This window comes from Sphingomonas sp., from assembly GCF_032114135.1.
Lineage (GTDB): Bacteria > Pseudomonadota > Alphaproteobacteria > Sphingomonadales > Sphingomonadaceae > Sphingomonas.
The window spans coordinates 35,722-59,317 of record NZ_DAMCTA010000004.1 but is presented as its reverse complement, the minus strand read 5'-3'; the positions used below and the strand labels follow the sequence as shown (position 1 = coordinate 59,317).

18 protein-coding genes and 2 pseudogenes are annotated in these 23,596 nt (G+C 67.9%); 13 read left to right on the top strand and 7 right to left on the bottom strand.

What is annotated here, in order from left to right:
- Positions 1-6 precede the first annotated feature (6 nt).
- Positions 7-1,065 carry a histidine kinase gene (locus RT655_RS17565; RefSeq protein WP_313539293.1) on the top strand — a complete coding sequence of 353 codons (1,059 nt, stop codon included), beginning with the start codon at positions 7-9 and terminating at the stop codon, positions 1,063-1,065.
- The gene (locus RT655_RS17560; protein ID WP_313539290.1) at positions 1,062-1,670 is read left to right on the top strand and encodes a response regulator transcription factor; all 609 of its coding nucleotides are present in this window, start codon (positions 1,062-1,064) and stop codon (positions 1,668-1,670) included. The genes RT655_RS17565 and RT655_RS17560 overlap by 4 nt, the downstream gene beginning before the upstream one ends.
- Here RT655_RS17560 and RT655_RS17555 read toward each other — a convergent pair.
- Complete coding sequence (locus RT655_RS17555) at positions 1,667-3,097, bottom strand: carboxylesterase family protein (RefSeq protein ID WP_313539288.1); 1,431 nt, start codon at positions 3,095-3,097, stop codon at positions 1,667-1,669. The two genes, RT655_RS17560 and RT655_RS17555, sit on opposite strands and share 4 nt — an antisense overlap.
- 159 nt (positions 3,098-3,256) lie before the next feature.
- Between RT655_RS17555 and RT655_RS17550 the strand changes: the two genes are divergently transcribed.
- Positions 3,257-4,462, top strand: a complete 1,206-nt coding sequence (locus RT655_RS17550; protein ID WP_313539285.1) for an alginate export family protein — start codon at positions 3,257-3,259, stop codon at positions 4,460-4,462.
- A 107-nt stretch (positions 4,463-4,569) separates the two neighbouring features.
- The gene (locus RT655_RS17545; protein WP_409530294.1) at positions 4,570-6,009 is read left to right on the top strand and encodes an MFS transporter; all 1,440 of its coding nucleotides are present in this window, start codon (positions 4,570-4,572) and stop codon (positions 6,007-6,009) included.
- An 835-nt stretch (positions 6,010-6,844) separates the two neighbouring features.
- Here the strand turns inward: RT655_RS17545 and RT655_RS17535 are convergent.
- Positions 6,845-7,996 carry a YdcF family protein gene (locus RT655_RS17535; protein ID WP_313539440.1) on the bottom strand — a complete coding sequence of 384 codons (1,152 nt, stop codon included), beginning with the start codon at positions 7,994-7,996 and terminating at the stop codon, positions 6,845-6,847.
- Positions 7,996-10,497, bottom strand: a complete 2,502-nt coding sequence (locus RT655_RS17530; protein ID WP_313539280.1) for a TonB-dependent receptor — start codon at positions 10,495-10,497, stop codon at positions 7,996-7,998. Before RT655_RS17530 ends, RT655_RS17535 begins: the two co-directional genes overlap by 1 nt.
- A gap of 112 nt (positions 10,498-10,609) precedes the next feature.
- Between RT655_RS17530 and RT655_RS17525 the strand changes: the two genes are divergently transcribed.
- Together RT655_RS17525 and RT655_RS17520 are read left to right on the top strand one after the other, a co-directional pair.
- Entirely contained in the window at positions 10,610-11,743 is a 1,134-nt protein-coding gene (locus RT655_RS17525; protein WP_313539278.1) for an ROK family transcriptional regulator, read from the top strand.
- A gap of 100 nt (positions 11,744-11,843) precedes the next feature.
- The gene (locus tag RT655_RS17520) at positions 11,844-12,689 is read left to right on the top strand and encodes a TIM barrel protein (protein WP_313539275.1); all 846 of its coding nucleotides are present in this window, start codon (positions 11,844-11,846) and stop codon (positions 12,687-12,689) included.
- Positions 12,690-12,865: 176 nt separating this feature from the next.
- On the opposite strand, the gene RT655_RS17515 is transcribed toward RT655_RS17520, so the two are convergent.
- Both RT655_RS17515 and RT655_RS17510 read right to left on the bottom strand, forming a co-directional pair.
- Positions 12,866-13,210: a hypothetical protein gene (locus RT655_RS17515; RefSeq protein WP_313539272.1), complete on the bottom strand. Its 345-nt coding sequence runs from the start codon at positions 13,208-13,210 to the stop codon at positions 12,866-12,868.
- A 37-nt stretch (positions 13,211-13,247) separates the two neighbouring features.
- Positions 13,248-13,841 (bottom strand): SDR family NAD(P)-dependent oxidoreductase, encoded by a 594-nt coding sequence (locus tag RT655_RS17510; RefSeq protein WP_313539270.1) that lies wholly within the window; start codon positions 13,839-13,841, stop codon positions 13,248-13,250.
- 139 nt (positions 13,842-13,980) lie between these two features.
- On the opposite strand from RT655_RS17510, the pseudogene RT655_RS20015 reads away from it, so the two are divergent.
- The 7 genes and pseudogenes from RT655_RS20015 to RT655_RS17480 form a co-directional block, all read left to right on the top strand.
- Positions 13,981-14,160, top strand: a pseudogene (locus tag RT655_RS20015) (AraC family transcriptional regulator N-terminal domain-containing protein); the annotation flags it as partial.
- A 115-nt stretch (positions 14,161-14,275) separates the two neighbouring features.
- Positions 14,276-14,869, top strand: a complete 594-nt coding sequence (locus tag RT655_RS17505; protein WP_313539268.1) for an AraC family transcriptional regulator — start codon at positions 14,276-14,278, stop codon at positions 14,867-14,869.
- 92 nt (positions 14,870-14,961) lie between these two features.
- A complete protein-coding gene (locus RT655_RS17500) occupies positions 14,962-15,291 on the top strand; it encodes a hypothetical protein (protein WP_313539265.1) in 330 nt (109 codons plus the stop codon).
- A 60-nt stretch (positions 15,292-15,351) separates the two neighbouring features.
- Complete coding sequence (locus RT655_RS17495) at positions 15,352-16,626, top strand: TolC family protein (protein ID WP_313539262.1); 1,275 nt, start codon at positions 15,352-15,354, stop codon at positions 16,624-16,626.
- On the top strand, positions 16,623-17,762 hold the full coding sequence (locus RT655_RS17490; protein ID WP_409530293.1) for an efflux RND transporter periplasmic adaptor subunit: 1,140 nt from the start codon (positions 16,623-16,625) through the stop codon (positions 17,760-17,762). Before RT655_RS17495 ends, RT655_RS17490 begins: the two co-directional genes overlap by 4 nt.
- A gap of 3 nt (positions 17,763-17,765) precedes the next feature.
- Positions 17,766-20,999: pseudogene (locus RT655_RS17485) on the top strand (efflux RND transporter permease subunit).
- The gene (locus tag RT655_RS17480) at positions 20,960-21,376 is read left to right on the top strand and encodes a hypothetical protein (RefSeq protein ID WP_313539259.1); all 417 of its coding nucleotides are present in this window, start codon (positions 20,960-20,962) and stop codon (positions 21,374-21,376) included. Before RT655_RS17485 ends, RT655_RS17480 begins: the two are co-directional and overlap by 40 nt.
- 590 nt (positions 21,377-21,966) lie before the next feature.
- Here RT655_RS17480 and RT655_RS17475 read toward each other — a convergent pair.
- The gene (locus RT655_RS17475; RefSeq protein WP_313539256.1) at positions 21,967-22,692 is read right to left on the bottom strand and encodes a hypothetical protein; all 726 of its coding nucleotides are present in this window, start codon (positions 22,690-22,692) and stop codon (positions 21,967-21,969) included.
- A gap of 121 nt (positions 22,693-22,813) precedes the next feature.
- A complete protein-coding gene (locus RT655_RS17470; protein WP_313539253.1) occupies positions 22,814-23,143 on the bottom strand; it encodes a hypothetical protein in 330 nt (109 codons plus the stop codon).
- Positions 23,144-23,596 lie beyond the last annotated feature (453 nt).

Below are 23,596 nucleotides of genomic sequence, written 5' to 3'. Positions count from 1 at the left end.
GGCGCAATGCAGAACTCTCTTCCGCGCTATCGCGGCAGCCCGTGGCCATGGCTCGTCTATCTGATCTTCGTGCCGTTCCCCTGGCTGTGGGCACCGCCGGATCCCGACACGGTCCTCGCGGCCGCGGTGGCGACGGCGATCTTCCTGCCGGTCTATCTGATCTCGTTCCGCCTGTCGGACGCAACCCTGCCCTTTGCCGCCGCGGCGATGGTGCTGATCGGTCTGGCGGTGTCGCCGTTCCCGCTGGGCTGGACGACGTTCAGCATCTATGCCGCCGCCGCCGTCGCCCGCCTGCATTCGCGTTGGCATGCCGGAATCGGGATCGTCGTCATCGCGCTGATCGTGCTGGCCACCGGCCTGTTGCTGCGCCAGCCGCTGGGATGGTGGGGACCGAGCCTGTTGTTTGTCGTGATGACCGGCGTCGTCACCATGTCGACCGCCGCCTTCTACCAGCGTACCCAGGCGCTGCTTGCCAGCCAGGAGGAAGTGCGCCGCCTCGCCGGAACCGCCGAGCGCGAGCGGATCACCCGCGATCTGCACGACGTCATCGGGCGCACCCTCACTCTCGTGGCGCTCAAGGCCGATCTGGCGGGCAGGCTCGTGTCTCGTGATCCCGACATTGCACGCGCCGAACTGGCGGCGATCGCCGAGGCTGCACGATCGGGCCTTGCCGAGGTTCGCGCTGCGCTCGCAGGGCAATTGGGCGGCACGCTCGCGCATGAGACCTCGGCATCGCTTGCAGCACTGGAGACGGCAGGTATTGCGCCTATCGTGACCGGCGACCCCACCGCCGTCCCCGCCGATGCCGGCGCGGTGTTGGCGATGACGCTGCGCGAGGCCGTGACCAACGTGATCCGCCATGCCGGGGCGCAGCGCTGCACGATCGGCTTCGCAGCGGGACCCGACGATGCCCGATTGGTGGTGGAAGACGACGGCGTCGGCCTCTCCTTCCGCGAGGGCAACGGCCTGCGCGGCATGCGCCAGCGGCTGGTCGCGGCGGGCGGGCGGCTGGAGCTGCAAGCGCTCCAGCCCGGCACCAGGCTGGAAGCGAGCGTGCCGGCATGACCATCCGCATCGTCATCGCCGAGGATCAGGGGCTGGTGCTCGGCGCCATCGCCGCGCTGCTCGCGCTGGAGAGCGATTTCGAGATCGTCGGAAGAGCGGGTGACGGCGATGCCGCGCTCGCGTTGGTCCACGATCTCACGCCCGACATCCTGCTCACCGATATCGAGATGCCGGGACGTACCGGGCTCGACTGCGCGCAGGTCCTCGCGGCGGAGAAGCTGCGGACGGCGGTGGTGATCGTCACCACCTTCGCGCGGCCTGGCTATCTCGCCCGGGCGCGGGCTGCGGGGGTCCGCGGCTATCTGCTCAAGGATGCGCCGGTCGACACGCTGGTCGCCGCGATCCGCACCGTCGCCGCCGGCGGTCGGGTGATCCCGCCCGAACTCGCCGCCGCGGCATGGGAGGCAGGCAGCGATCCGCTCACCGATCGCGAGCGCGCCGCGCTGCGGCTCGCCGAGGAGGGGCTGTCGAACAAGGACATTGCGCGCCGGCTGGGGCTCTCACCCGGCACGGTGCGCAACTATTTGTCCGAAGCGGCGGGCAAGCTCGGTGCGGCCAACCGGATCGAGGCTGGCCGCACCGCGCGGGCGAATGGCTGGCTCTAGCGCTGCGAAGGGCCTGCCGCGTCGATCTCCGCCCCCCAGGGATCACGCCCCGCCACCGCCTTGCCGTCGGCGGCAAAATCGAGGATCGCGTCGTCCTTGGCGGTGAAGCGCGGCCAGGCAGGCAGGCCGGCGCCCTTGGGGTCTCCCTTCTTGGCGAAGTTGGCGAGATAGGCGCTGATCGTCCTGCCCATCTGCACGTCTTTCGGGGTCGCCGCCGCGCCATATTTGATCGCGGCATTGTCGAAGAAGAACGGAATGTCGGTGGCGTGGCCGGCGCCCGGTTTGCCGACCGAGTCCGCGACATAGGAGAAGCGATATTCCCACACCGGCACCTTTTGCGCGGCGATGCGAGTGCTGGCCTCGCGCGCGCCGGCGATCATGAACCCGGTCTTGCCGCCCATGTCCGCGCTGGTTGCGCCGATCAGCATCGGCACGTGGGCAAAGTTGCCGCTCGCATAGGCCTTTTCTTGGTCGACCAGCAGCGTCCCGTCGAGCATCGGCCCGCCATAGGTGCGCGGGCCGGGCTTGGGCTGGAACAGCTCGATCATGCTGAGGCCGTCGGTCACTTGCTCGGCGCTCAGCGCGCGCAGCTTGTCGAGCGCATCGGGTGCGGCCGGATCGATTCCGTGCGCGCGGGCGAGGTTCTCGCCGATCGTCTCGGCATCCTTGAGCGTCGCGCTCTTCGCGGTCTGGGCATTGCCACCCGACATCACCACCGCCTTGTGGAACAGCCCGCGTGCCATCGGCGAGGTGACCAGCGTGTGGACCGACATGCCCCCGGCGCTCTCGCCGATGATCGTCACGTTCGCCGGATCGCCGCCGAACGCCGCGATGTTCTGCTGCACCCATTTGAGCGCGGCGATCTGGTCCATGAAGTTGTAGTTGCCGAGCAGGCCGTCGGGGTTCGCGGCGCTGAGCTGGGGCAGGGCAAAGCTGCCGAACCGCCCGACGCGATAGTTGAAGCTGACGAACAGCACCCCCTGCTTGGCCATGTTGGCACCGGCATAGGTGGGCGGCGACGAGCCGCCGTTGACGAAGCCGCCACCATAGATCCACACCATTACCGGCAGCTTGGTCTTGGCGGCTGCGAGCTTCCAGACGTTGAGATAGAGGCAGTCCTCGGCGGGCGCGGTGCCGAGCGGCGCGGCGTCGCTCGGGAACGGCTTCTGCATGCAGTCATGGCTGTATTCGGTCGCCGGGCGAATGCCCTCCCAGGCCGTGACGGGCTGGGGCGCGCGCCAGCGCAGGGGGCCGACGGGCGCCGCGGCGAAGGGGATGCCCTTCCAGCTGGCGACCCCGTCCTCGACCGCACCCTCCACCTTGCCGCTCTGCGTCGAGGCCACCGGGCCGCTGGTCTGCGCCAGGGCGGCGCCGGGCAGCATCCACGCCGCCAAGCCGCCGATTAACGCTGCTTTCCATGCCTTCATGCGCTTCCCTCCCATCCGATTGTTCGCGCCTAGCTAGCCCAAAACCTGCCCGGCTTCTCCACAAACTTGACCTGCAAGCCCCTGCTCGGACAAACTTTGTAACTGGGAGCGGGGCGACGGGGCGGGTAGCGCCGCCGTTTCGCGAATTGGGGGGGACGTATGCGTTTCTGGATCACCACCGCGGCGACGCTTGCCGCCGCCGCGCCGGCCTGCGCGCAAGAGGTCACCATCAAGCCGCTAATCGAAGCGCGCACGCGCTACGAGCATCTCGACCAGGCCGAATTCGCGAATGCCTCGGACGCCGTGACGATCCGCGTCCGCGCTGGCGCCGAAGTGACCCGCGGCCGCTGGGTCGCGCTCGGCGAGGCGCAGGGCAATCTCGCCGTGGTCGGCGACTATTATGACGGGCTGCACGGGATCGCCAATCGCCCGACCATCGGCGATCCCGAGAATGTCGCAATCTACCGCGCCCAGCTGCAATATCGCTCCGCGCCGCTGACCGTCACCGCCGGCCGCCAGCGGATCGCGCTCGATGACGAGCGTTTCGTCGGCAACGCGCAGTTCCGCAACAACGCCCAGACCTTCGACGCCGTGCGCACCGAGATCGTACCGGTGAAGGGCGTCAAGCTCGACCTCACCTATGCCTGGGACGTGCGGACGATCTGGGGCACCGAGGGGCGCGGCGCCCGCCAGCGCGGGGTCGGCGGGCACAATGTCTTCGCCAATCTCGGCGCGGCGACCCCCTTGGGCACGCTGACCGGCTTCGCCTATCTGATCGACCAGGACGAGGCCGAGGTGCAGGGCTTCCGCCTCTCCAACCAGAGCTACGGCGTGCGGCTGGCGGGCAGCCGCGCGATCGCGCCCCAGGCCAAGCTGCGCTACCAGCTGAGCTGGGCGCGCCAGTCCGACTATCACCACAACCCCACCCGCTATCAGGCCGATTACTGGCTTGCCGACGCCACGCTGGACGTGCGCGGCTGGACGCTCAACACCGGCTATGAAGTGCTGGGCGCCGATGGGGGCCAAGCGCTCACCAGCTTCCAGACGCCACTCGGCAGCGTGTTCAAGTTCCAAGGCTGGGCCGACAAGCTGACGGTCACGCCGCCCAACGGCGTGCGCGATTTCTACGCGGGCGGCGGCTATGGCTGGAAGAAGCTCGGCCGGATCGACGCACTGTCGCTGCAGGCGGTGTGGCACCGCTACCAGAGCGACCGGCTCAACCAGCATTATGGCGACGAGTGGAACCTGCTCGCCACCGCCAAGCTGCGCAAGACCCAGCTCTCGGTCCGCTACGCCCGCTATGAGGCCGATCGCTTCGCCACCGACACCAGCCGCTTCTGGCTGCAGATGGACTGGGCCTATTGACGCAGGCGCGTCGCCGAACTGCAATGGAACCGACCTAAGCGCGCTCGAACGCCAAGGGCTTTTGCACGAGAGAGGTTCCCATCGCGACGCTCGCCACCGAAGGCAGGATGCTGGCCTATGCCTCCGGCAATTTCGGCAAGGCGCTGCTGTTCAGCGGCGCCGACCTGACGATCCTGTTCCTGCTGACCGACGTGCTGGGGCTGGACGGTGCGCGGGCGGCGGGGTTGATGCTGTTCGCGGTGCTCGGCGACCTGGTGTTCGACCTGCTCGCGGCGCGGCTGGTGCTGCGCTGGCGAGCGGCCGGGCGGGGCTATCGCTGGGCGGTCGCCTTTGCCGCGATCCCATGCGGTGCCGCCTTCGCGCTGATCTACGCGATGCCGGCGCTGGGGCTGCACCGCGGCTGGATGCTGGCGACGGCAATCCTCGTGTTTCGCGGCGCCTATGCGGTGGTCGACGTGCCGCACAACGCGCTGATGGCGCAGGTGAGCCGCGACAGCCGCGCGCGCGGACGCGTCTCGGGCTACCGCCTGTTCTTCAGCACGGCGAGTGCGCTGGCGATCGCGGGCATCCTCACCCCGCTGGTGCAGCAGGCGGGACATGCGCGGCAGTTCGGCGCACTCGCGCTTACCGGGATCGGAACGGGGCTCGCCTTCGCGCTGACGATGCTGCTCTGCGTCTGGGCGTGTGGCGGCCAGCGCGGCGCTGCAACGGCACTGCGCGGCGACCGCATCGCCGTGCCGCTGCGCGATCCGATGGTGCTGGGGATGGGGGCGCTGGCGCTAATCACCGGCTTCGCCATGCCCTGTTTCGGCCGGATGCTGATGTATCTGGGGACCTATGTGATCGCGCGGCCGGGGGCGGTGACGCTGCTGCTCGGCGTGATGACCGTTGGGCAGTTCGGCGGCGTGCTCGCCTGGACCGCGCTCACCCACCGCTTCGGCAAGAGCCGCCTACTCGCCGCAGGGCATGCGGTGAGCGCCGCCGGCCTGCTGGTCTTCGCGCTGTGCACTGCCTGGCCCGTGGGGCAGATGGCCGGCGCCGCGCTGATCGGCTTCGGCTTTGCGAGCGTGTTCATGCTGCCCTGGGGGGTGCTCGCCGACGCGGTGGACGTCGTCGAATGGCGGCACCGGCGGCGCTACGAAACCGGGCTGTTCGCCTTCTACCTGGTGCTGGTGAAGGCGAGCGGCGCCGCCTCGACGGCGATGATCGGCTGGGTGCTGGGTTCGCTCGGCTATATTCCCGGCGCGGTCCAGCCAACGGGCGTCCGCCTCGGCATGCTCGGCCTGGGGCTCGGCGTGCCGCTGGCGGGGGCGCTGCTGGCGTTGCTGTTGCTGCGCCAATTCACCCTCGACCATGCCCAGCACGCGCGACTGCTGCGCGCGCTGGCGCGGCGTCAGGCGGGCGCGGAGCCGGTCTCTGGATCGAACTTCGGGTTCGAGAAGTCGAGCGGCGAGGGCGTCACCTTGGCAGGCGGTCGTGCGCTCTCGCCCCAGGCGCGGCAGAGCATGTCGCGCAGCATCGCCGCCCCCGCCGCGGTTCGCTCGTAGACCAGCGCGCGGACGTCCTGGTCGGCGGGGTTGGCGAAGCCGTCGCGCTTCTCGAGCTGGTAGACGCGCTCCATCCGATCGCCCGACTGGTCGAGGAACCCGAGCACGGCGGCGAACATGTCGCCCTGCTGGTGCGCCGGCGCGGCGATCCGCGCGGCGATGTCGGCCGGGGTCAGCCCGATCGCATCGACGAAGCGGCTCTCGAAGCGGCCATGGATGCTGCGGTCGCGGGTATAATTGTTGGGGTTGGGCCCGAGCCAGCCGTCCGAGTTGGCGGAGTCGTGCAGCGGCTGGGCGCCGTCGCCGATATAATGGCCGAGCCGGATCACGTCGAACGCACAGTGCTGCTCGGGCACCGCGGTGTCGCCGCCGCTCGCCTGCGCCGCGCGGATGGCGCGCATGCAGACGATCACCCGCTCATAGGCCTCCATCGCGGCATAGGGCAGGGTACCGGTCCAGCGGACATTGGTGCGCGCAGCCGTTGCCGGGTCCTTGTCCTTGATCGTTTCATAGTGCTTGTACAGCGCGATCACGAAGGCGTAGCGCGAGCGCGGGATCGGCTTGAGGAAGGCGAACTGCTCGCGGAACCAGCCATGGTTCGGATCCTCCTCGATCTTCGAGAAGCCTTCGGAGTCGCCGCGCCAGCTGTCAGGCAGCGTCGCCGAAGTGGCGATATAATCGGCATAGCGGCGCAGGAAGGTGGGGCCGTCTTCCGGGATCGCCTGGATCGCCGCGCGGTCGATCACGGCGTGCGCGGTATGGCCCCAGGCATGGGCGACGGCGGGGGCGAGCAGCAGGGCGGCGGCCAAGGCGAAGCGGCGCATGGCGGTTCCTTTCAGGGGTCGAGCGGGTCGCGCGGATCGACACGCTCGGATGCGCGCGACGGGCGGAACACGAGTTCGGTGGGCGAAACGCGGCGGACGATGGTGCCAGGCTGGTAGCCGAGCTCGGCGGCGTTGCGCTCGGTGAACTTCGCGCTTTCGATATAGCCGCTCTGCAACGGGTTGCAGACGATCACCGTCTCCATCTGCATCGGCGCGCCCATGGCGGCGAGCAGTCGGCTGGCGTTGCGGAGATTGGTGGTGGTGTGGCGGGCATAGGGCTCGCTGACGATCGCGTCGGCGGGGATACCATAGCGCTCGATCAGCGCCTTGCGCATCTCGTCCGCCTCGGTGAACGGCGTCGCGCGCGGATGCGCCCGGCCGCCGGTAACGAGGATGAAGGCGATATCGCCGCGTGCGAACCGCTGCGCGGCGAGGCGGAGATGGTATTTCCCGAAGGGGCTGAGCGGCTCGCCCTCGATCTCTGGGCCGACGCCGGTGACGATCATCGCGCTGTAGCGATAGCGCTTCCAGTCGAGCGTCTTGGCGCGGGCCATCGGTGCCGCATTGGCGCCGCCGGTCAGCGGTTCGTGGCCGATCGCGTCGCTGCGGTCGCTAGCGTCGAGCAGCGCGAGGGCATAGTCGATGCTCGGATCGAGCCGCTGCGCCGATCGGTCGCGCGGCGTCTCGGCAAGCCAGTCGGCCGCCTGGAGCCGGGCGGCGAGATCCTTGGGTGCGATCGGGCCGGGGCCGTCGATCGGCGTCGTCGGGGCGGCACCGAGCGCGTAGACGCGAACGATCCCGTTGATGCCGGCGATCTCGCGGTCGAGTTGCGCGGCGCGTCCATCCTCGGCAGCGGGGAGGCGGCCCTCGGTCGCCACCGCACTGCGCAGCGCGGCAGCTTCGGACTCGCTCCACAGCAGCGCCTGTGCCCGGCAGGCGAGATCCTGCCCGCAGGCGGTGCGCCGCTCCCGCCGCGCGCGCAGCACGCTCTCCATCCCCGGCGCATGGACGATCCGGTCGAGCACCGCCGGGTCGTGCCCGGCGGCGTCGAGGGTGGGGAGCAGCCGCGCCGACAGTGCCGCGATCACCGCATCGTCCGCCGCCCATGCCGGGGCAGCGAACACGGTCACCGCCAGCGCCGCGGTGGAGAGCAATGCCCGCATCACCAGCTGCGGCTGACGATGAAGCGGAAGTTGCGGCCGAACAGCGGGCGGCCATAGATCGCCTGGCTCGAACCCTGCCCAGCGAACTGGTCGGTGCGGGTATTGCCCTCGGTCAGGCCATGCGCGTTGAACAGATTGTCACCGACCACCTGGAAGCGCCACGCGCCCCAGTCGAGCGACGCGCCGCCGCCGATCGTCTGGTAGCCCGGCATCGCGGTGCGGTTGAACAGGTCGACATAGCGGCGGCCGACCCATTCGTAGCGGCCGAAGATCGAGACCTTCTGCTCGCCCAGGTCAAAGTCGAAGCTCGGGCGCAGATTGCCGAAGAACTTGGCCTCGCGGATGATCTGCTTGCCGTTCACCGCGCTGGGATCGGCGCCCGAGGTGTTCTGCAGATTGGCATATTCGGGGTTCTGCCAAGTCACCGAGCCGTCGAGCGCAAACCAGCGGATCGGCGACACGCGGCCATCGACCTCGACGCCCTTCACCGAGGCCTCGCCGATGAACGGCAGCGTCTGGTCGTTGCGGCCGGTCAGCGGGTTGAACGCCGCGAACGAAGCGTTGAACGGGTTGAACTTGGTGTAGAAGCCTGTGGCGTAGAGATAGTTGGGCCCGAAGCTCGCTTTGAGGCCGACTTCATACTGGCGCGCCTTGGTCTTGATGATGGTGGCGTTGATGCCGGTCACCACGCCCAGCTGCGGCGGCACTTCGAGGTTCGAGATGCGGCCATAGGCGCCGAAATGGCCGTTGAGATCGTAATTGACGCCGACGGTCCAGTTGGTCGCCTTTGGCTTGAGCCGCTGGTCGAGCACCTGGCCGGTGAAGGCGCGGGTGGTATCGTCGGCCAGCGTCGTGCCGTCGCCCAGATTCACTTGCGTCGTCGGCAGCGCGATGCCCTTATAGTCGTACAGTTCGGTGCGGATGCCGCCGTCGACGCGCAGCCCGCGGGTGATCTCCCAGGTGTCGTTCGCATAGAAGGCGATCAGCTGCGCGTCGCCCTCTCCCTGGTTCAGCGTGGTGGTATAGCGAAGCACGCCGTTCTGGGTGACCGAACCGAGCACCTGGCCGGTCGCCGAATAGGCGAGCAGGTCCAGCGTGCGCGGCTGGCTGCGCAGCTCGATCAGCATGTCCTGATAGGCCTGGAGCAGCGTGTTGCCGTAGAAGGCGCTGTACACGCCGACGCGGACGTCGTGGCTGCCGAAACCGGTCTCGAACTTGCGAGTGACGCTCAGGTCGCCCTGCACCGAGTAGAAGTCCGATTCCGAGGCGCGATACTGGCCGGACAGGACCAGGCCCGACGCGGTCGACGGATCATAGACCGAGGCACCGTTGGTGCCCGCAAAGGCATAGCCAAGCCGCGCGACATTGGGCCCGAAGGCGGTGCGCGCGGCGGTCAGATAGCCGGCGGCGAAGGTGGTCGCGTCGGCGGGGTTGGTGGTCGAGTAGAAGGCGTCGAAGCTCGACTTACCCTTGGTCCCGCCGATCTTGGCCGAGACCTGCCAGCCATTGAAGTCCGCATCATAGTCGATCGCGGCGTTGAAGAAGCGCATGTGGCGGCCGTTGGACAGGTCGCGGTTCATGCTCTGCAGCGCGCCCGACCCGTCGCGATACTTGATGTTGACGTTGCGCAGCGACGGCGAGTTCAGCGTGCCTTCGAAGTAATCGATATACTTGTTGAGCGACACCGCGGGGTTGCGCGGATCGTTGGTCGGGATCGGCAGGTAGAAGACGTTGTGGTCGTTGACATATTCGGCCGAGACCTTGAGCGTGCCGTTGCTCAGCTGGCGCTTGATGTTGGCGCGGATCTGGCCGCCCTTGTCGCTGGGAAAACCGCCATAGCGATAGCCGTCATGCTGGCGAATAAAGCCGCCGATCGCGTAGGTGGTGTTGTCGCTGAGCGGCCCCGACTGCATCGCGTCGAGCCGGTAGAGGCCGGTATCGCCGAGCGTCAGCTGCGCCTTGCCGCGCGCCTGCTGGGTGCCCGAGACCGTGATGTTGTTGGCGATCGCCGCTGCGCTGCTCGCATAGATCGGCGCCGGGCCGCCGCGAACGATCTCGACCCGCTCGGTCATCAGGTCGTAGCGGTTCATGCCTTCGCCGGAGTTGAAGAAGACGCCGTCGATCTCGTGGTAAAGCGGCAGCCCGTCCTGTTGGAAGATCAGATAGCCGCGATCGGTCGGGATGCCGCGGATGCGGGTGATGTTCTGCACCTCGCCGCCCGTCGCCTCGACCTGGATGCCGGGGACGGTGCCGAGCAGGTCGGCGAAGCTCTTCGGTGCGATCTTCTGGACATCGGCCTGGCTCAGCGAGTTGATCGCATAGGACACGTCGAAGCGGCGCTGCGCACGCGCCGAGCCGGTGACGATGATGTCGCCGCCCGTATCCTCGGCAGTCTGCGCCGGATCGGTAGCGGGCGTGTCGCTGGTCTGCGCGAAGGCGGGCGTTGCGGTGAGGCTCAGCGCGAGCACGGCGCAGCCGGCGGCGAATTGGTGCTTCTTCATCGGATCGTTCCCCCGAGTTGTTCTCAACTTGCACGTGCCGATGCGCGGGGTCGATGACAGATTTATTTATTCCTGGGAAAATTAATCGGCGATCGCTATCCCCTTACCTATCATGAGATATCCCGCCGTCTCGCTGCTCGACGAGGAGAAGCGCCTTCTCTGGCAGCTGCGCACCCAGGGTCCCCAGTCACGCTCGGCGCTGGCCGAGGTGCTGCAGATCAGCAACGCCGCGATCTCGAAGCTGACCAAGGCGCTGATCGGGCAGGCGCTGGTCGAGGAACTGCCCGCCGCACCGCTCGCCGGTCGCGGGCGGCCGACGGTGCCGCTGCGCATCTCCCCAGCCGGCGGCTATGCCGTGGGGCTGGCGCTCTATGCGGGCATCCTCGAGATCGCCATCGTCGACTATGCCGGCGGCACCATCGCGCTCACCTCCGAGAAGATCGGACCGCTCGACCCGCAGGGCTTCGCGCGCCATGTCGACCGCCGCATCCACGATCTCGCGCTCGAGCATCGACTGCTCGGCCGCCGGCTCTATGGCATCGGTTTCGCCGCGCCCGGCCCGGCGCTGTCGCGCGACGGCAATCGCTGGCACATCGTCCGCAACCTGCCCGGCTGGAAGGACGCGCCGCTGCGCGACCTGTTCGAGGAGACGCTACGCCTGCCGGTGTGGATCGAGAATGACGCCACGGCGGCCGCGCTCGCCGAATATTATCTGGGCGGGCTTATCCAGCGCTGCACCACGGCGATCGTGATCCTGCTCGGCCATGGCGTCGGGGCGGGGATCGTCCATGAAGGCCGGCTGATGCGCGGCGAGTCGGGCGGGGCAGGGGAGATCGGCATGTTCTATTCCGGCGACCGGCCGCGCCCGACCACGCTCGACCTGATCGCGACGCTGCAGGCGGCGGGCTGCCCGGTGCAATCGCTCGCGGATTTCGAGGAGGCGATCCCCGGCTATGAGGCGGTGGTCGAAGGCTGGCAGGAGCGCGCCGCAGACCAGCTGCTCCAGACGATCAATTCGGCGCTGGCCTGGCTCGATCCCGGCGCGATCCGGCTGATGAGCCCGCTGCCCGCGCCGATCATGCACGGCCTCGCCGAACGGCTGAACCGCCGCGCGATCACCTGGGGCGATCACGTCGCGACCAGCGACCGCGGCCGCTGCCCGATCGAGATCTCGCAGCTGGGCGGCGCGGGGTCTGCCTTGGGTGCGGCGCTGCTGCCGATCCATGCCTCGATCGCGCGGGTCTGAGAACCGCCGTGATGAATTAGATGACAAATCCGACGCAGCGCCTATCCTCGGCAGCGGCGATCGACCCCGTATTTGAACGGGCACGCCGCAGAGGAGAAGGATGACGATGATCACCCGGCGTGGACTGATGGCTTCGTCGCTCGCAACTTGGGCGCTGTCTGCCGTGCCCGCCTGTTCGGCGCCAGCCGGACGGCTCAAGCAGTCGGTCAGCCGCTGGTGCTATCAGGACATTCCGCTCGACACGCTGTGCGCCGCCGCCGCGAAGATGGGCCTGCAGGGCATCGATCTGCTCGAACCCGCCGACTATGAAACGCCGCGCCGCCACGGCCTGCGCTGCACCATGGGCTATGCCGCCCCGGGCATGACGATCGCGCACGGCCTCAACCGGCGCGAGCATCACGATGCCTTCGAGCAGGCATTCCGCATCGGCATCCCCCAGGCGGCCAAGGCGGGCGTGCCCAACGTCATCGCCTTTTCCGGCAATCGCCAGGGCATGTCCGATGCCGAGGGCGCGGAGAACACCATCGCCGGGCTCAAGCGCCTCAAGCCGATCGCCGAGGACCATGACGTGACGATCTGCGTCGAGCTGCTCAACAGCAAGCGTGACCACCACGACTATATGGCCGACCATACCGCCTGGGGCGTGCAGGTCGCCAAGGAAGTGGCCTCGCCGCGGGTGAAGCTGCTCTACGACATCTATCACATGCAGATCATGGAGGGCGACCTGATCGCCACGATCCGCGAAAGCCTGCCCTGGATCGGCCATTTCCACACCGGCGGCGTGCCCGGTCGCCACAATCTCGACGACACCCAGGAGGTCGATTGGCACGCGGTGGCGAAGAGCATCGCCGATCTCGGCTTCCAGGGCTATTTCGCGCACGAGTTCATGCCGACCGGCGACCCGCTGACCGCGCTCGCCCAGGCAGTACGCACCTGCACGGTCTGAGCCTTCGGAACGAGGCCAGCGCGACCCACAAGCCTCGATACAAGGTACCTGACCGGCAGCGAGCCTGATGATTCCAGGCCGTCTCGGCGGGCTTCGTCTGCCGGGTCTGGCGGAAACTGCCGGGCCCCGGAAAAAGCGACGGGCGGCGACCATCGGGCCGCCCGTGCCCTTCGGCGTTAGTTGAGCGGGTCGAACCGCTCGCCAACCATCGCTTCGCTCAATTCCCAAAGCGCGTCGGCCCGGTCGGGATCGAGCGCATAGGGTTGGACGCCGCCGCGCACCTCCGGATCGCCGGCGATCTGGGCGACATGGCAATCCTCGCAGTAGCGGCGGCCGACGACATCGCCATCGGCGACCACCGCGGCCCAGACGCTGGTGGCAGCCCCCTGGGGCACGGTCTTGTAGCGGAACGGCGGCAGACCGGCGGCGGCGTTGCGCTGATTGATGGTGCGGATCATCTGCGCCTCCGCCACCGGATCGGTATGCCGGCCGAGTTCGGTCTTGATCCCGCCGGGGTGCACTGCCGTCGCACGGATATCGCGAGATCTGAAACGCCGATCAAAGCCCAGCGCGAAAAGCACATTCGCCGTCTTGGACCGCCCATAGGCGAGGAAGGGGGCATAAGGGCCATGCTCGAAATTCGGATCGTCCATCGACATCGGCGAAGCGATGCCCCGCGGACGCGACCGAAACCACGCGTCCGCCGGCACGGATCAGCGGCGCGATACGATTGACGAGCAGGAAGTGGCCCAGATGGTTCGTCCCGAACTGCGTCTCGAACCCATCGACCGTATGGCCGAACGGAGTCGCCATCACGCCCGCATTGTTGATCACGACGTCGAAGGGGCGTCCGTCGGCGCGCAGCGCATCGGCGCAGGCGCGCACGTTGGCGAGATTGGCAAGGTCAAGCTGCACCAGCGCCAGTTTCCCGTTGCCGCTGATCGCTGCCGCACGAACGACGGCGGTGGCGCGCGCTGCCTTTCCAAGATCGCGCGCTGCACCGACGACATCGGCGCCGTGCGCGGCAAGCGCGCGGGCGGTTTCCACGCCCAGACCGGCGGAAACGCCTGTGATGAGGATTCGCTTGCCGGCCAGATCGACGCCGTCCAGCACGTCGTCGGCGGTAGTGAAGTCGCCGAGCGTGATCGTCATTTTTTAAGGCTCCTGCTTGTTTTCTCGCAGCGCCAAGATCGTCTTGCCCGATCCTTTCCCCTCGCCCGATCCACGCAGAACCTTGCCCGATCGTCTCACGCACATTGCAACCGGCGCCGTGCGGACCCATTGATCGGCCATGCGCGACCCGCTTTCCCCCTTGCGTGATCTCGTCGCTCGCCATGTCCGCGGGAACCGGACCGAGAGCAGGATCAGCGGGCTGACCCTGCTGCGCGCGATCGAGCCCAGCCCAGCCGCGTCGGGCATCCTCGAACCGCGTGTGTGCATTGTCCTGCAGGGGGCCAAGCAGGTGGCCATCAATGGCGAGGCATATCGCTACGATTCCGCCAGCTACTTCGTCGCGAGCGTGGCGCTTCCCGGCCAGCGGCTGCGTCAGCCAGGCCAGCAGCGATATTCCCTATCTCGCGGTGAGCATGACCGTGGATCGCGCCACCATCGGTGCGCTGCTGGACGAATTGCCAGACCCGTCCCCCGCCTCCACGCGCGGCTTCGCGATCCATGGCGTCACCGCGCCATTGCTGGACGCCTTGCACCGATTGCTGGAACTCCTCGACACGCCGCAGGATATTCCCGCCCTCGGGCAGGCGCGGTATCGCGAACTAATGTATCGACTGCTCCAGAACGACGACGGGCAGCTGCGCCAGATCGCGCAGGAAGATAGCCGCCTGTCGCGGATCCATCGCGCGATCGGGTGGCTCCGCAGCCATTACGACCAGGCCCTATGCATCGACGACCTCGCCGATCGGGCCGGCATGAGCCGCGCATCCTTCTACCGTCACTTCAAGGCGGCGACGTCGATGAGCCCGCTGCAGTTCCAGAAAATCCTGCGCCTGCAGGAGGCGAGGCGCCTTTTGCGTCAAGCCAGCAGCGCGCAGACAAGCGCGCATCGGGTCGGCTATGAAAGCGCCTCGCAATTCAGCCGCGACTATGCCCGGCTGTTCGGTCTGCCGCCTGCGCGCGACGCTGCGCGCCTACGGGCGGTGTCGAGCGATCCAATCGAGGTCTGAACAATGGTCCCGTTGCTTCGGCTGCAGATTCCTACCTTCATTTCCCGGACACCGGGGTGATCTTCGGCCGCCGCCATGCTAGGGCGGCGGCGATGCGTGCGCTGTTGCCCTTCATTGCCTGTCTGATGGTGGTCCTCACCAGCTGGTCGGGCATGGCGCATGCCGCAGAGGCGGCAGGCGGCAATTTCGGGGCCATTGCATTCACCGTGCACGCGCAGGGTGACGGCGATGAAGTGCCAGCCGATGCCGACCAGGCGGTGCCGCACCATCACGGCATCTGCCACGGGCATGATGTCGGTACGCCCGCCTCCGCCCCTTCGGCCCGCCGGCTTGTCCACGCCGCAGCGGCGCCGCCACTTTCGCGTACCACCGCACTTGCCGGCACCGGGGCTTTGATGCGGCTGAGGCCACCGCAAGCCTGACGTTTCCGCCGGACGCCTGCGCGCGTCCGTATCTGGATTCCCGTCAGGAGCGCTTGCTTCATGAAACGACTTTTTGCGGCCGCATTGGCCGCGAGCGCCTGCGCATCGCCGCTGCAGGCGCAAACCGCCGCGGCGTCCTCGGTATCGGACGCTGGCCCCGTGCTTTCGCTCGAACAGGCGGTTGCTGCGGCGGGTGGAACCGCCCCCGCAGCCGAGGCTGCCGGGGCCGTCCTCGATGCCGCGCGAGCGAACCGCACGGTAGCCGGGCTGCGGCCCAATCCCGTGGTTCAGGGGCAGGTCGAAAACATCGCCGGCAGCGGCGCCTATCGTGGGCTGCGCAGCGCGGAGACGACGATCGGGCTGGCCTTCCCCATTGAGCGGGGCGGCAAGCGCGGTGCGCGCGTCGCGGTCGCCGACGCACAGCTTTCCCGCGCCCAGATCGAGGCGGCGATTGCCGCTGCCGACATCGGGTTGCAGGTGACGCAGCTCTATGTCGAGGCGGCCGCCGCCGAGCGCCGGGTCGCCGCCGCGCAGGAGCAGGCGCGGATCGCCGGCGAGGCCCTGAACGCGGCGAACGTCCGCGTGCGCGCCGGACGGGCGTCTCCGCTGGAAGCGCAGCGCGCTGATGTCAGGCGGATCAGTGCCGAGGCAAACCTTGCCCGCCAGCGCCGCCTGGCCGACGGTGCCCGGACCAATCTGGCGCGGAGGATCGGCAAGCCGGTCACCGCGCTCGACGGTACCTTGCTCGATCGCTTGCCCGCGGCCGATGCCCAAGGCCCGATCCTGCCCGCACATGCCGCCGGCACGCTCGCCCTGGCGGCAGTCGAGGCCGATGTCGCGGTTGCCAATGCCGGCGTCCGTCTGGCCCGTGCCAATCGCGTGCCGGATGTGAACGTCGGACCTGCGATACGTCGACTCGAGGCGACCAGCGATCTTGCAGCGGTGTTCACCATATCGATGCCGATCCCGCTGTTCAGCAACGGCAGCGCGGCGCTCGCGCAGGCGACCGCACAGCGGACGCAGGCGGATGCGGTGCGCCGACTTCGCACGCTCGACGTCGAACAGGCGATCACCGACGCGCAGGTCCAGGCCGAGAATGCCGCGACCACCGCACGCGCCGCTGCCGGTCCGGCGCTGGACGCGGCGCAGGAAGCCGCCCGCATCGCCCGCATCGGCTACCGCGAGGGCAAGTTCGGCCAACTCGACCTGCTCGATGCCGAACGCAGCCTGGCCGAGACGCGCCTCGCCGCGATCGATGCGCTCGCCACCTATCAGATTGCCCGCGCGCAGCTGGAGCGCCTGACCGCCCGCGCGCCCAAGGGAGACACGCAGTGATCCGACCTTTGTCCATGGTGAGGACGCTGTTCCTCGCCGTCCTGCTGGCCGCGTGCGGTGAGCGCTCCGGCCCGCCCGATGCCGTCAAGGCCGCCAAGCCCTTGGTCGATCCCGCGGCGAAGGACCAGGTGATGCTGACCGCCGAGCAGATCGCGGCGGCGGGCGTCCAGATTGGCCGGCCGTCGATCGGCGGCGCGGGCACCATCGAAATTCCCGCGATCGTCGAGGGCGATCCGCAGGGAACGCAAATCGTCTCCGCGGCCATCGCCGGTCGCGTGGTGGCGCTCAGCCGCAACCTCGGCCAGAAGTTTCGCCGCGGCGAGACGATCGCCGTGATTGAGAGCCGCGAGGCGGCGCAGATCAAGGGCGAGGTGCAGGCGGCCCGCGCGCGGCTGACCCTCACCAACGCCAATCTCGCCCGCGAGCAGCGGCTGTTTGCCGAGCGGGTGTCGCCCGAGCAGGATCTGATCGCCGCGCGCACCGCCGCGGCCGAGGCACGCATCGCGCTCGCGCAGGCGCAGAGCATGGTCTCGGCCGCCGGGGTCGGGGGCGGGGGGCTCAACCGCCTGGGCATCGCCGCGCCGATCGGCGGTCAGGTGATCGCAAGGGCTGTCACGCTGGGGCAGACGGTCGCGGCGGATGTGGAGCTATACCGCATTGCCAACCTGGCCCAGGTCTCGATCTCCTTCAGCCTCAGGCCGGAGGATGCGAGCCGCGTCCGCGCCGGCAGCGCGTTGACGGTAAAGGCGGCGGGACGCGAGGCGGTCGCCAGGCTCCACTTCGTCTCCCCCGCGCTCGATGCGCAGACCCGGCTGGTGCCGGCGATCGCGATGCTCGACAATCGCTCGGGCCAGTGGCGGGTGGGCGAGCCCGTCACCGCGTCGGTGCTGCTCGCGGGCAGCGGCGGCGGCCAGGCGATCCGCGTCCCCACCACGGCGGTGCAGAGTGACGAAGGCCGATCGGTGGTGTTCGTGCGCACGCCGACCGGCTTCCGCGCAACGCCGGTGCAGCTCGGCGACGCCGCCGGCGCGACCGTGATCGTCCGCTCCGGGCTCACCGGGCAGGAGCAGATCGCCACCACCGGCAGCTTCACGCTCAAGGCCGAGCTCGGCAAGCGCGAAGCGGTGGAGGACTGAGCCATGATCGCCCCTATCGTCTCCTGGGCGGTCGAGAAGCGCTGCCTCGTCCTGCTGCTCACCGTCCTCGCCGCCGCCATCGGCGGTTTCTCGCTGTCCCGCCTGCCGATCGACGCGGTGCCGGACATCACCAACAACCAGGTCCAGATCAACGTCCGCGCACCCGCGCTTTCGCCCGAGCTGGTCGAAAAGCAGGTCGCATTTCCGATCGAGACCGCGCTCGCGGGCACGCCCGGGCTGCAATATACCCGCTCGCTCAGCCGCAACGGTTTTGCGTAGATCACCGCGGTGTTCGCGGACAAGACCGACATCTATTTCGCTCGCCAGCAGGTCGGCGAGCGGCTGCAGGGCGTCGCCGAAAGCCTGCCCGCGGGCGTGACCCCCGAACTGGGGCCGATCGCCACGGGGCTCGGCGAGGTGTACATGTACACTGTCCGCCTCCAGCACCGCGACGACGACACGCACAAGCCCGGCGAGCCGGGCCAGCAGCCCGACGGCAGCTACATCACCCCCGAGGGCGAGCGGCTGACCAGCGAGGCCGACAAGGCGACCTATCTGCGCACCGCGCAGGACTGGATCGTGACACCGCTGCTCAAGGCCGTGCCCGGGGTGGCCGGGATCGACTCTATCGGCGGCTATGCCAAGCAGTTCCTAGTGGTGCCCGACGTCCAGAAGCTCGCCGCGCTCCGCATCACGTTGACCGAGCTCGGCACCGCGCTCGAGCGCAATAATAGCAGCGTCGGCGGCGGCTTTGTCGATCGCAATGGGGAAGGGCTGGCGGTCCGATCCGACGCGCTGCTGCGCAACGCCGCCGAGCTCGGCCGGACCGTGATCGCCACGCGCGGCGGCGTGCCGATCACGCTCGACCAGGTCGCCAGCGTGCGCGTCGGCCAGGCGATCCGCATGGGATCGGCCTCCGAAAACGGCACCGAAGTGGTGGTCGGCACCGCGATCATGCGGATCGGCGAGAACAGCCGGCTGGTCGCGACGGCGGTGGCGCACAAGCTCAAGGCGATCAATGCCTCGCTACCGCCCGATGTGGTGGTGCAGCCGGTGCTCGATCGCACCGCGCTGGTGAACGCGACGATCGGCACCGTGGCGAAGAACCTCGGCGAAGGCGCGGTGCTCGTCATCGTCGTGCTGTTCCTGCTGCTCGGCAATGTCCGCGCAGCGCTAATCGCGGCGCTGGTCATCCCGATCACGATGGCGCTGACCGGGTTCGGCATGCTGCGCGCGGGCGTCTCGGCCAACCTCATGAGCCTCGGCGCGCTCGATTTCGGCCTGATCGTCGACGGCGCGGTGATTATCGTTGAGAATGCGCTGCGTCGGCTGGCGGAGGCGCAGCATCGCGAGGGCCGGCTGCTGACGCTGGCGGCGCGGCTGGATGCAGTGGCGGCAGCCGCGCGCGAGATGATCCGGCCTTCGGTCTATGGCCAGGCGATCATCCTTCTCGTCTATGTGCCGCTGCTCACGCTGACCGGCGTCGAGGGCAGGACCTTCGTGCCGATGGCACTGACCGTCATCATCGCGCTCGTCTTCGCCTTCGTGCTATCGCTCACCTTCGTGCCGGCGATGATCGCGATATGGCTGTCGCGCAAGGTCGAGGAGAAGGACGGGCGGATCATTGCCTGGCTCAAGCGGCGCTACGAGCCCGGCCTCGGCCGGGCGATGCGACGGCCGACGCTGACGATCGGCGCGGCGATCGCCAGCCTGGTGCTGGCGGCCGGGGCCTTCGCCGGGCTGGGGCAGGTGTTCCTGCCGCAGCTGGACGAGGGTGACCTGCTGATCCAGGCACTCCGCATCCCCGCGACGTCGGTGCAGCAGAGCCAGGCGATGCAGGTACCGATCGAGCGGATGCTGTCGCGGCAGCCCGAGGTGCGGTTCGTGTTCTCCAAGACCGGCACCGCGGAGCTCGCCTCGGACCCGATGCCGCCCAATGCCACCGACATGTTCGTCATCCTCAAGCCGCGCCCGGCCTGGCCGGACCCGAACCTAGCCAAGGAGCAGCTGGTGGCGCGGATCGAGCAGCGCCTGGCAGCAATCCCGGGCAATGCCTATGAGATCACCCAGCCGATCCAGATGCGCTTCAACGAGCTGATCGCCGGCGTGCGCGGCGACATCGCGGTGAAGGTGTTCGGCGACGACTTCGCGCAGATGACTCGCACCGCCGAGCAGATCGCCGGCATCCTGCGTGGCACCAGGGGGGCGGCGGATGTCAAGGTGGAGCAGACCGGCGGGCTGCCCATGCTCGACATCCGCGTCAACCGCGACGCGATGGCACGGTTGGGTGTGACCGCGCAGGACGTGCAGGAGGTCGTCGGCGCGACGCTGGGCGGACGCGTCGCGGGCACGATCTGCGAAGGCGATCGCCGCTTCCCCGTCGTGATCCGGCTGTCCGAGGCGCAGCGGGCCGATTTCGGCCTGTTGCAGCAGCTGCAGGTACCCCTCTCCGGCGGCGGGTTTGTGCCGCTGTCCAGCGTCGCCGAGATCCGGGTCGTCGACGGACCGAACCAGATCAGCCGCGAGAATGGCAAGCGCCGGGTCGTCGTCCAGGCGAACGTCCGCGGCCGCGACGTCGGCAGCGTGGTGGCGGCGGCGCAGGGTGCGATTGCCGCCGAGGTGCGGCTGCCGGCCGGCACCTATCTGGAATGGGGCGGCCAGTTCGAGAATTTGCAATCGGCGAGCGCGCGGCTGAAGCTGGTGATCCCGGGCTGCCTCCTGCTGATCCTGCTGCTGCTCTACGGCGCGCTGGGATCAGTACGCGATGCCATGATCGTGTTCACCGGAGTGCCCTTTGCGCTCGTCGGCGGCGTGCTGCTGCTGTTCGCGCGCGGCATGGACTTCTCGATCTCGGCGGCGGTCGGGTTCATCGCGCTGTCCGGCATCGCGGTACTCAACGGGCTGGTTATGGTCAGCGCGATCCAGGACCTGATCCGGTCCGGCATGGACCGCGCCGCGGCCGCGCAGCTCGGGGCGATGCAGCGGCTGCGGCCGGTGGCGATGACCGCGCTGGTGGCGAGCCTGGGCTTCGTGCCGATGGCGCTTGGTCACGGCGCGGGGGCGGAGGTGCAGAAGCCGCTCGCCACGGTGGTGATGGGCGGGCTCGTCTCGGCCACCTTGCTCACGCTGTTCGTCCTGCCCACGCTCTATGCGCGGTTCGGGCAACGGAGGGTCGGGGAGGGCGCGCGGGAGGACGGATGGCCGTCGTCCGACCCGCCCATCGATTTCCTGTCCTGACCGGCGCGCTGTTGCGCTCGCTCCCGGCGGATCTGCTCGCCGCCGCCGCCGCGGGATGTGGCACTCCCGGGGAACCAGCGTTGTCGAAGGAATGCATGGCCGGGAAAGGCGTCCGCTATTGCTACCCCGGCGAGCATCTCGTTGGCATATCGAGCGCCCCCGACAAGATAACGGCACATCTGCGCGTACCGATCGGGCCCGCCGAGCTGCGGCGTTGTAGCGCCGTGCGGACGCGTCTCGACGCCGTGGCTTACCAATATGACAATGCTGACGTTTTGCTGACCTCGGTCGGGCTTTGGGTCACGGCGGAGGCCCTGATGGCGGACGAGCAGAACCGCGGTCGATGCGAAAGCGGGTGCGAGTTTTACAGAGAGTGATCGTACCACAGCTAAGGCGATAGAGGCGCCGTCCCAGCCTGCCACGCCGAGCAAATCGCTTGCTGAAACTGCGAGAGACAAGATCAACGCCGATTATAAAAAGGCAGCGACCGAAGGGACATATATCGTCGATGATGTCGCAAACGGCGGTCGCTTTCTGGATGTCTCAAAATTAAGTGATGAAGAACTCGCTGCGATCGTGAAAGAGAAGGGCTTTTCAGAAAGGGAGAGCACTGCTGCAAAGGCTAAACGTTGAACATGAGTTAAGGCTACACTGGCTCCATTCAGCAATAGTTCGCACGATACAGCGATGGCTGTAAAGGCGCTCTATCCGATCGCTTAGTCCAGCTGTCAGAAAGGCGGTGGGCTGGAGCGAGTCGATGCTTGATATGGGCGAGCGGATCATAAAGATCAGTGCGGCCCTTTGAGAGCTGATGAGAGCGAAGCGTTTTTCAACAAGCTCAGGTAAGCCGATCGATCACGAGCTGGCCTCAAGTTCGACATCGATCTCGTGAATCAGCCAGGAGCGTCTGTAAATCTCGTCGCGTAGGAATCGCCGATCCACGCCAGCAGGCCGACAACTCGATCTATCAAATGCCGGGTGCACCTTTCGGTAAGGCGATCCGCTTGATCTTCGGCTCGCATAGCGTGCTGCGGTCGATCTTCGGTTCCGCAGGGGGAGGGGACGCGAACACGCCCACCGACGTTGAACTACGCACTGGCTCGCTGTTGTTCCGCTTGCGGTGGTGCGGTCTCGCCGCCTGCATCGCCTGAGCCATGACCAGTGCCGCGCCGAGCCGCTTGTTCTCGACGATCTCGGCTTGGTTGACCGGCTGCATCTTGTCGTAGACTCGGTAGGGCAGGACGACGTCGCCGTGCCGCACCTCGATGCGGCCGTCGGGAAATTCGCAGACATGGACGCGCTTGCGGGCGAGCGTCCGCGCCAGCGGCGTAGGTTCCGGGATGAACATCGCCTTGTTGTAGTGCAGCGCCAGGGCGCCGGTGACCGAGCGCTCGACACGCCAGACCAGCTCTGCCTCGACATTCTCATGCGCGACCAGCGGGCGATGGGCGTCCTGCGGATCCGCCGGCATGCAGGCGAAGCGGGCATTGTGCTGGGCGAAATACGAGGGCAGGAAACAGTTGGCTTCGGCGATGCTGGAGATGCCCTCGAGACGCATCGCCTTGACCAGCCTGTCCTGCAGCGTGCTGTTGGCGCGCTCGGCCCTCGGCCTGCGGCGAGTGGCGCAGATGATCTCGATATCGAGCACGTCAAGGGCGCGGCCCAGATGCGTCATCCCGTCGCCGTCGGCCAAGGCGCGGTTGTTTCGGAACACACAGTGCTAGTCCGAATAGAAGGCGATCGGCTTGCCGTGCCGCTCCAGATAGGTACGCGTGGCCTGCATGTAGAAGAGGGCGCTTTCGCTCTCCGCCATCTCAAGGTGCATCAGCTAGCTGGTGGCATCGTCGATATAGACCAGGAGGGCTGCAGCGCGGACCGCGCCCCTCCAACCAGTCATGGTCCGAGCCGTCGACCTGGACGAGCTCGCCGCGGCGCTCATGCCGGTAGCGGGTCTGGTGGAGCCTGGCGCGCTTGGCGGCCTTGGCCTTCCACAGGCCGGCGCCGATCATAAGCTGCCGCAGCGTCTCGTGTGAAAGCGTGATCCCGTGGCGCTCTGCCAGATATTCAGCGGCCAGTGTCGGGCCGAAATCGGCATAGCGCTCGCGGACAATCGCAGGGATCTGTTCTCGGTAGGTTTCGCTCAACCGGCGCCGGCCTCGCTCGCGGTGATCTCGCCGCGCTAGACCCGCTGCAGCGTTTCGTACCGTGACAACTCGCTCCGGCTCATCGCGACCACCGTCATCAGCGTGCCCCCAATTGCTCGGGCGGCATGCCACTCGGAAAATGCCGACCAGAGATTGTGACATCTCTATCTGGCGGAAGAGTGACATTTGTACGTTGCGCCTCCACAAACGTTTCCGCTACGTTGATAATACATCTTATGTTAAGTCAACAACTTAGGAGACAGTTGGCTCCGTGCCGCTTTCTGGGCTGGTCAAGCCAGGGTTAGCCAAGGCCTCGTCGACAACGGCGCGGAAGAGTCTGTCATCGCGCGCGCGCTGGCGTGGTATGATCCGGCTCGCTCGCGTCGGTACGGCCCCTCCGGGCCTCCCTTAGCTACGCATTGCGGCGGAAAGGCGTGAACCGGGGCATCGAGC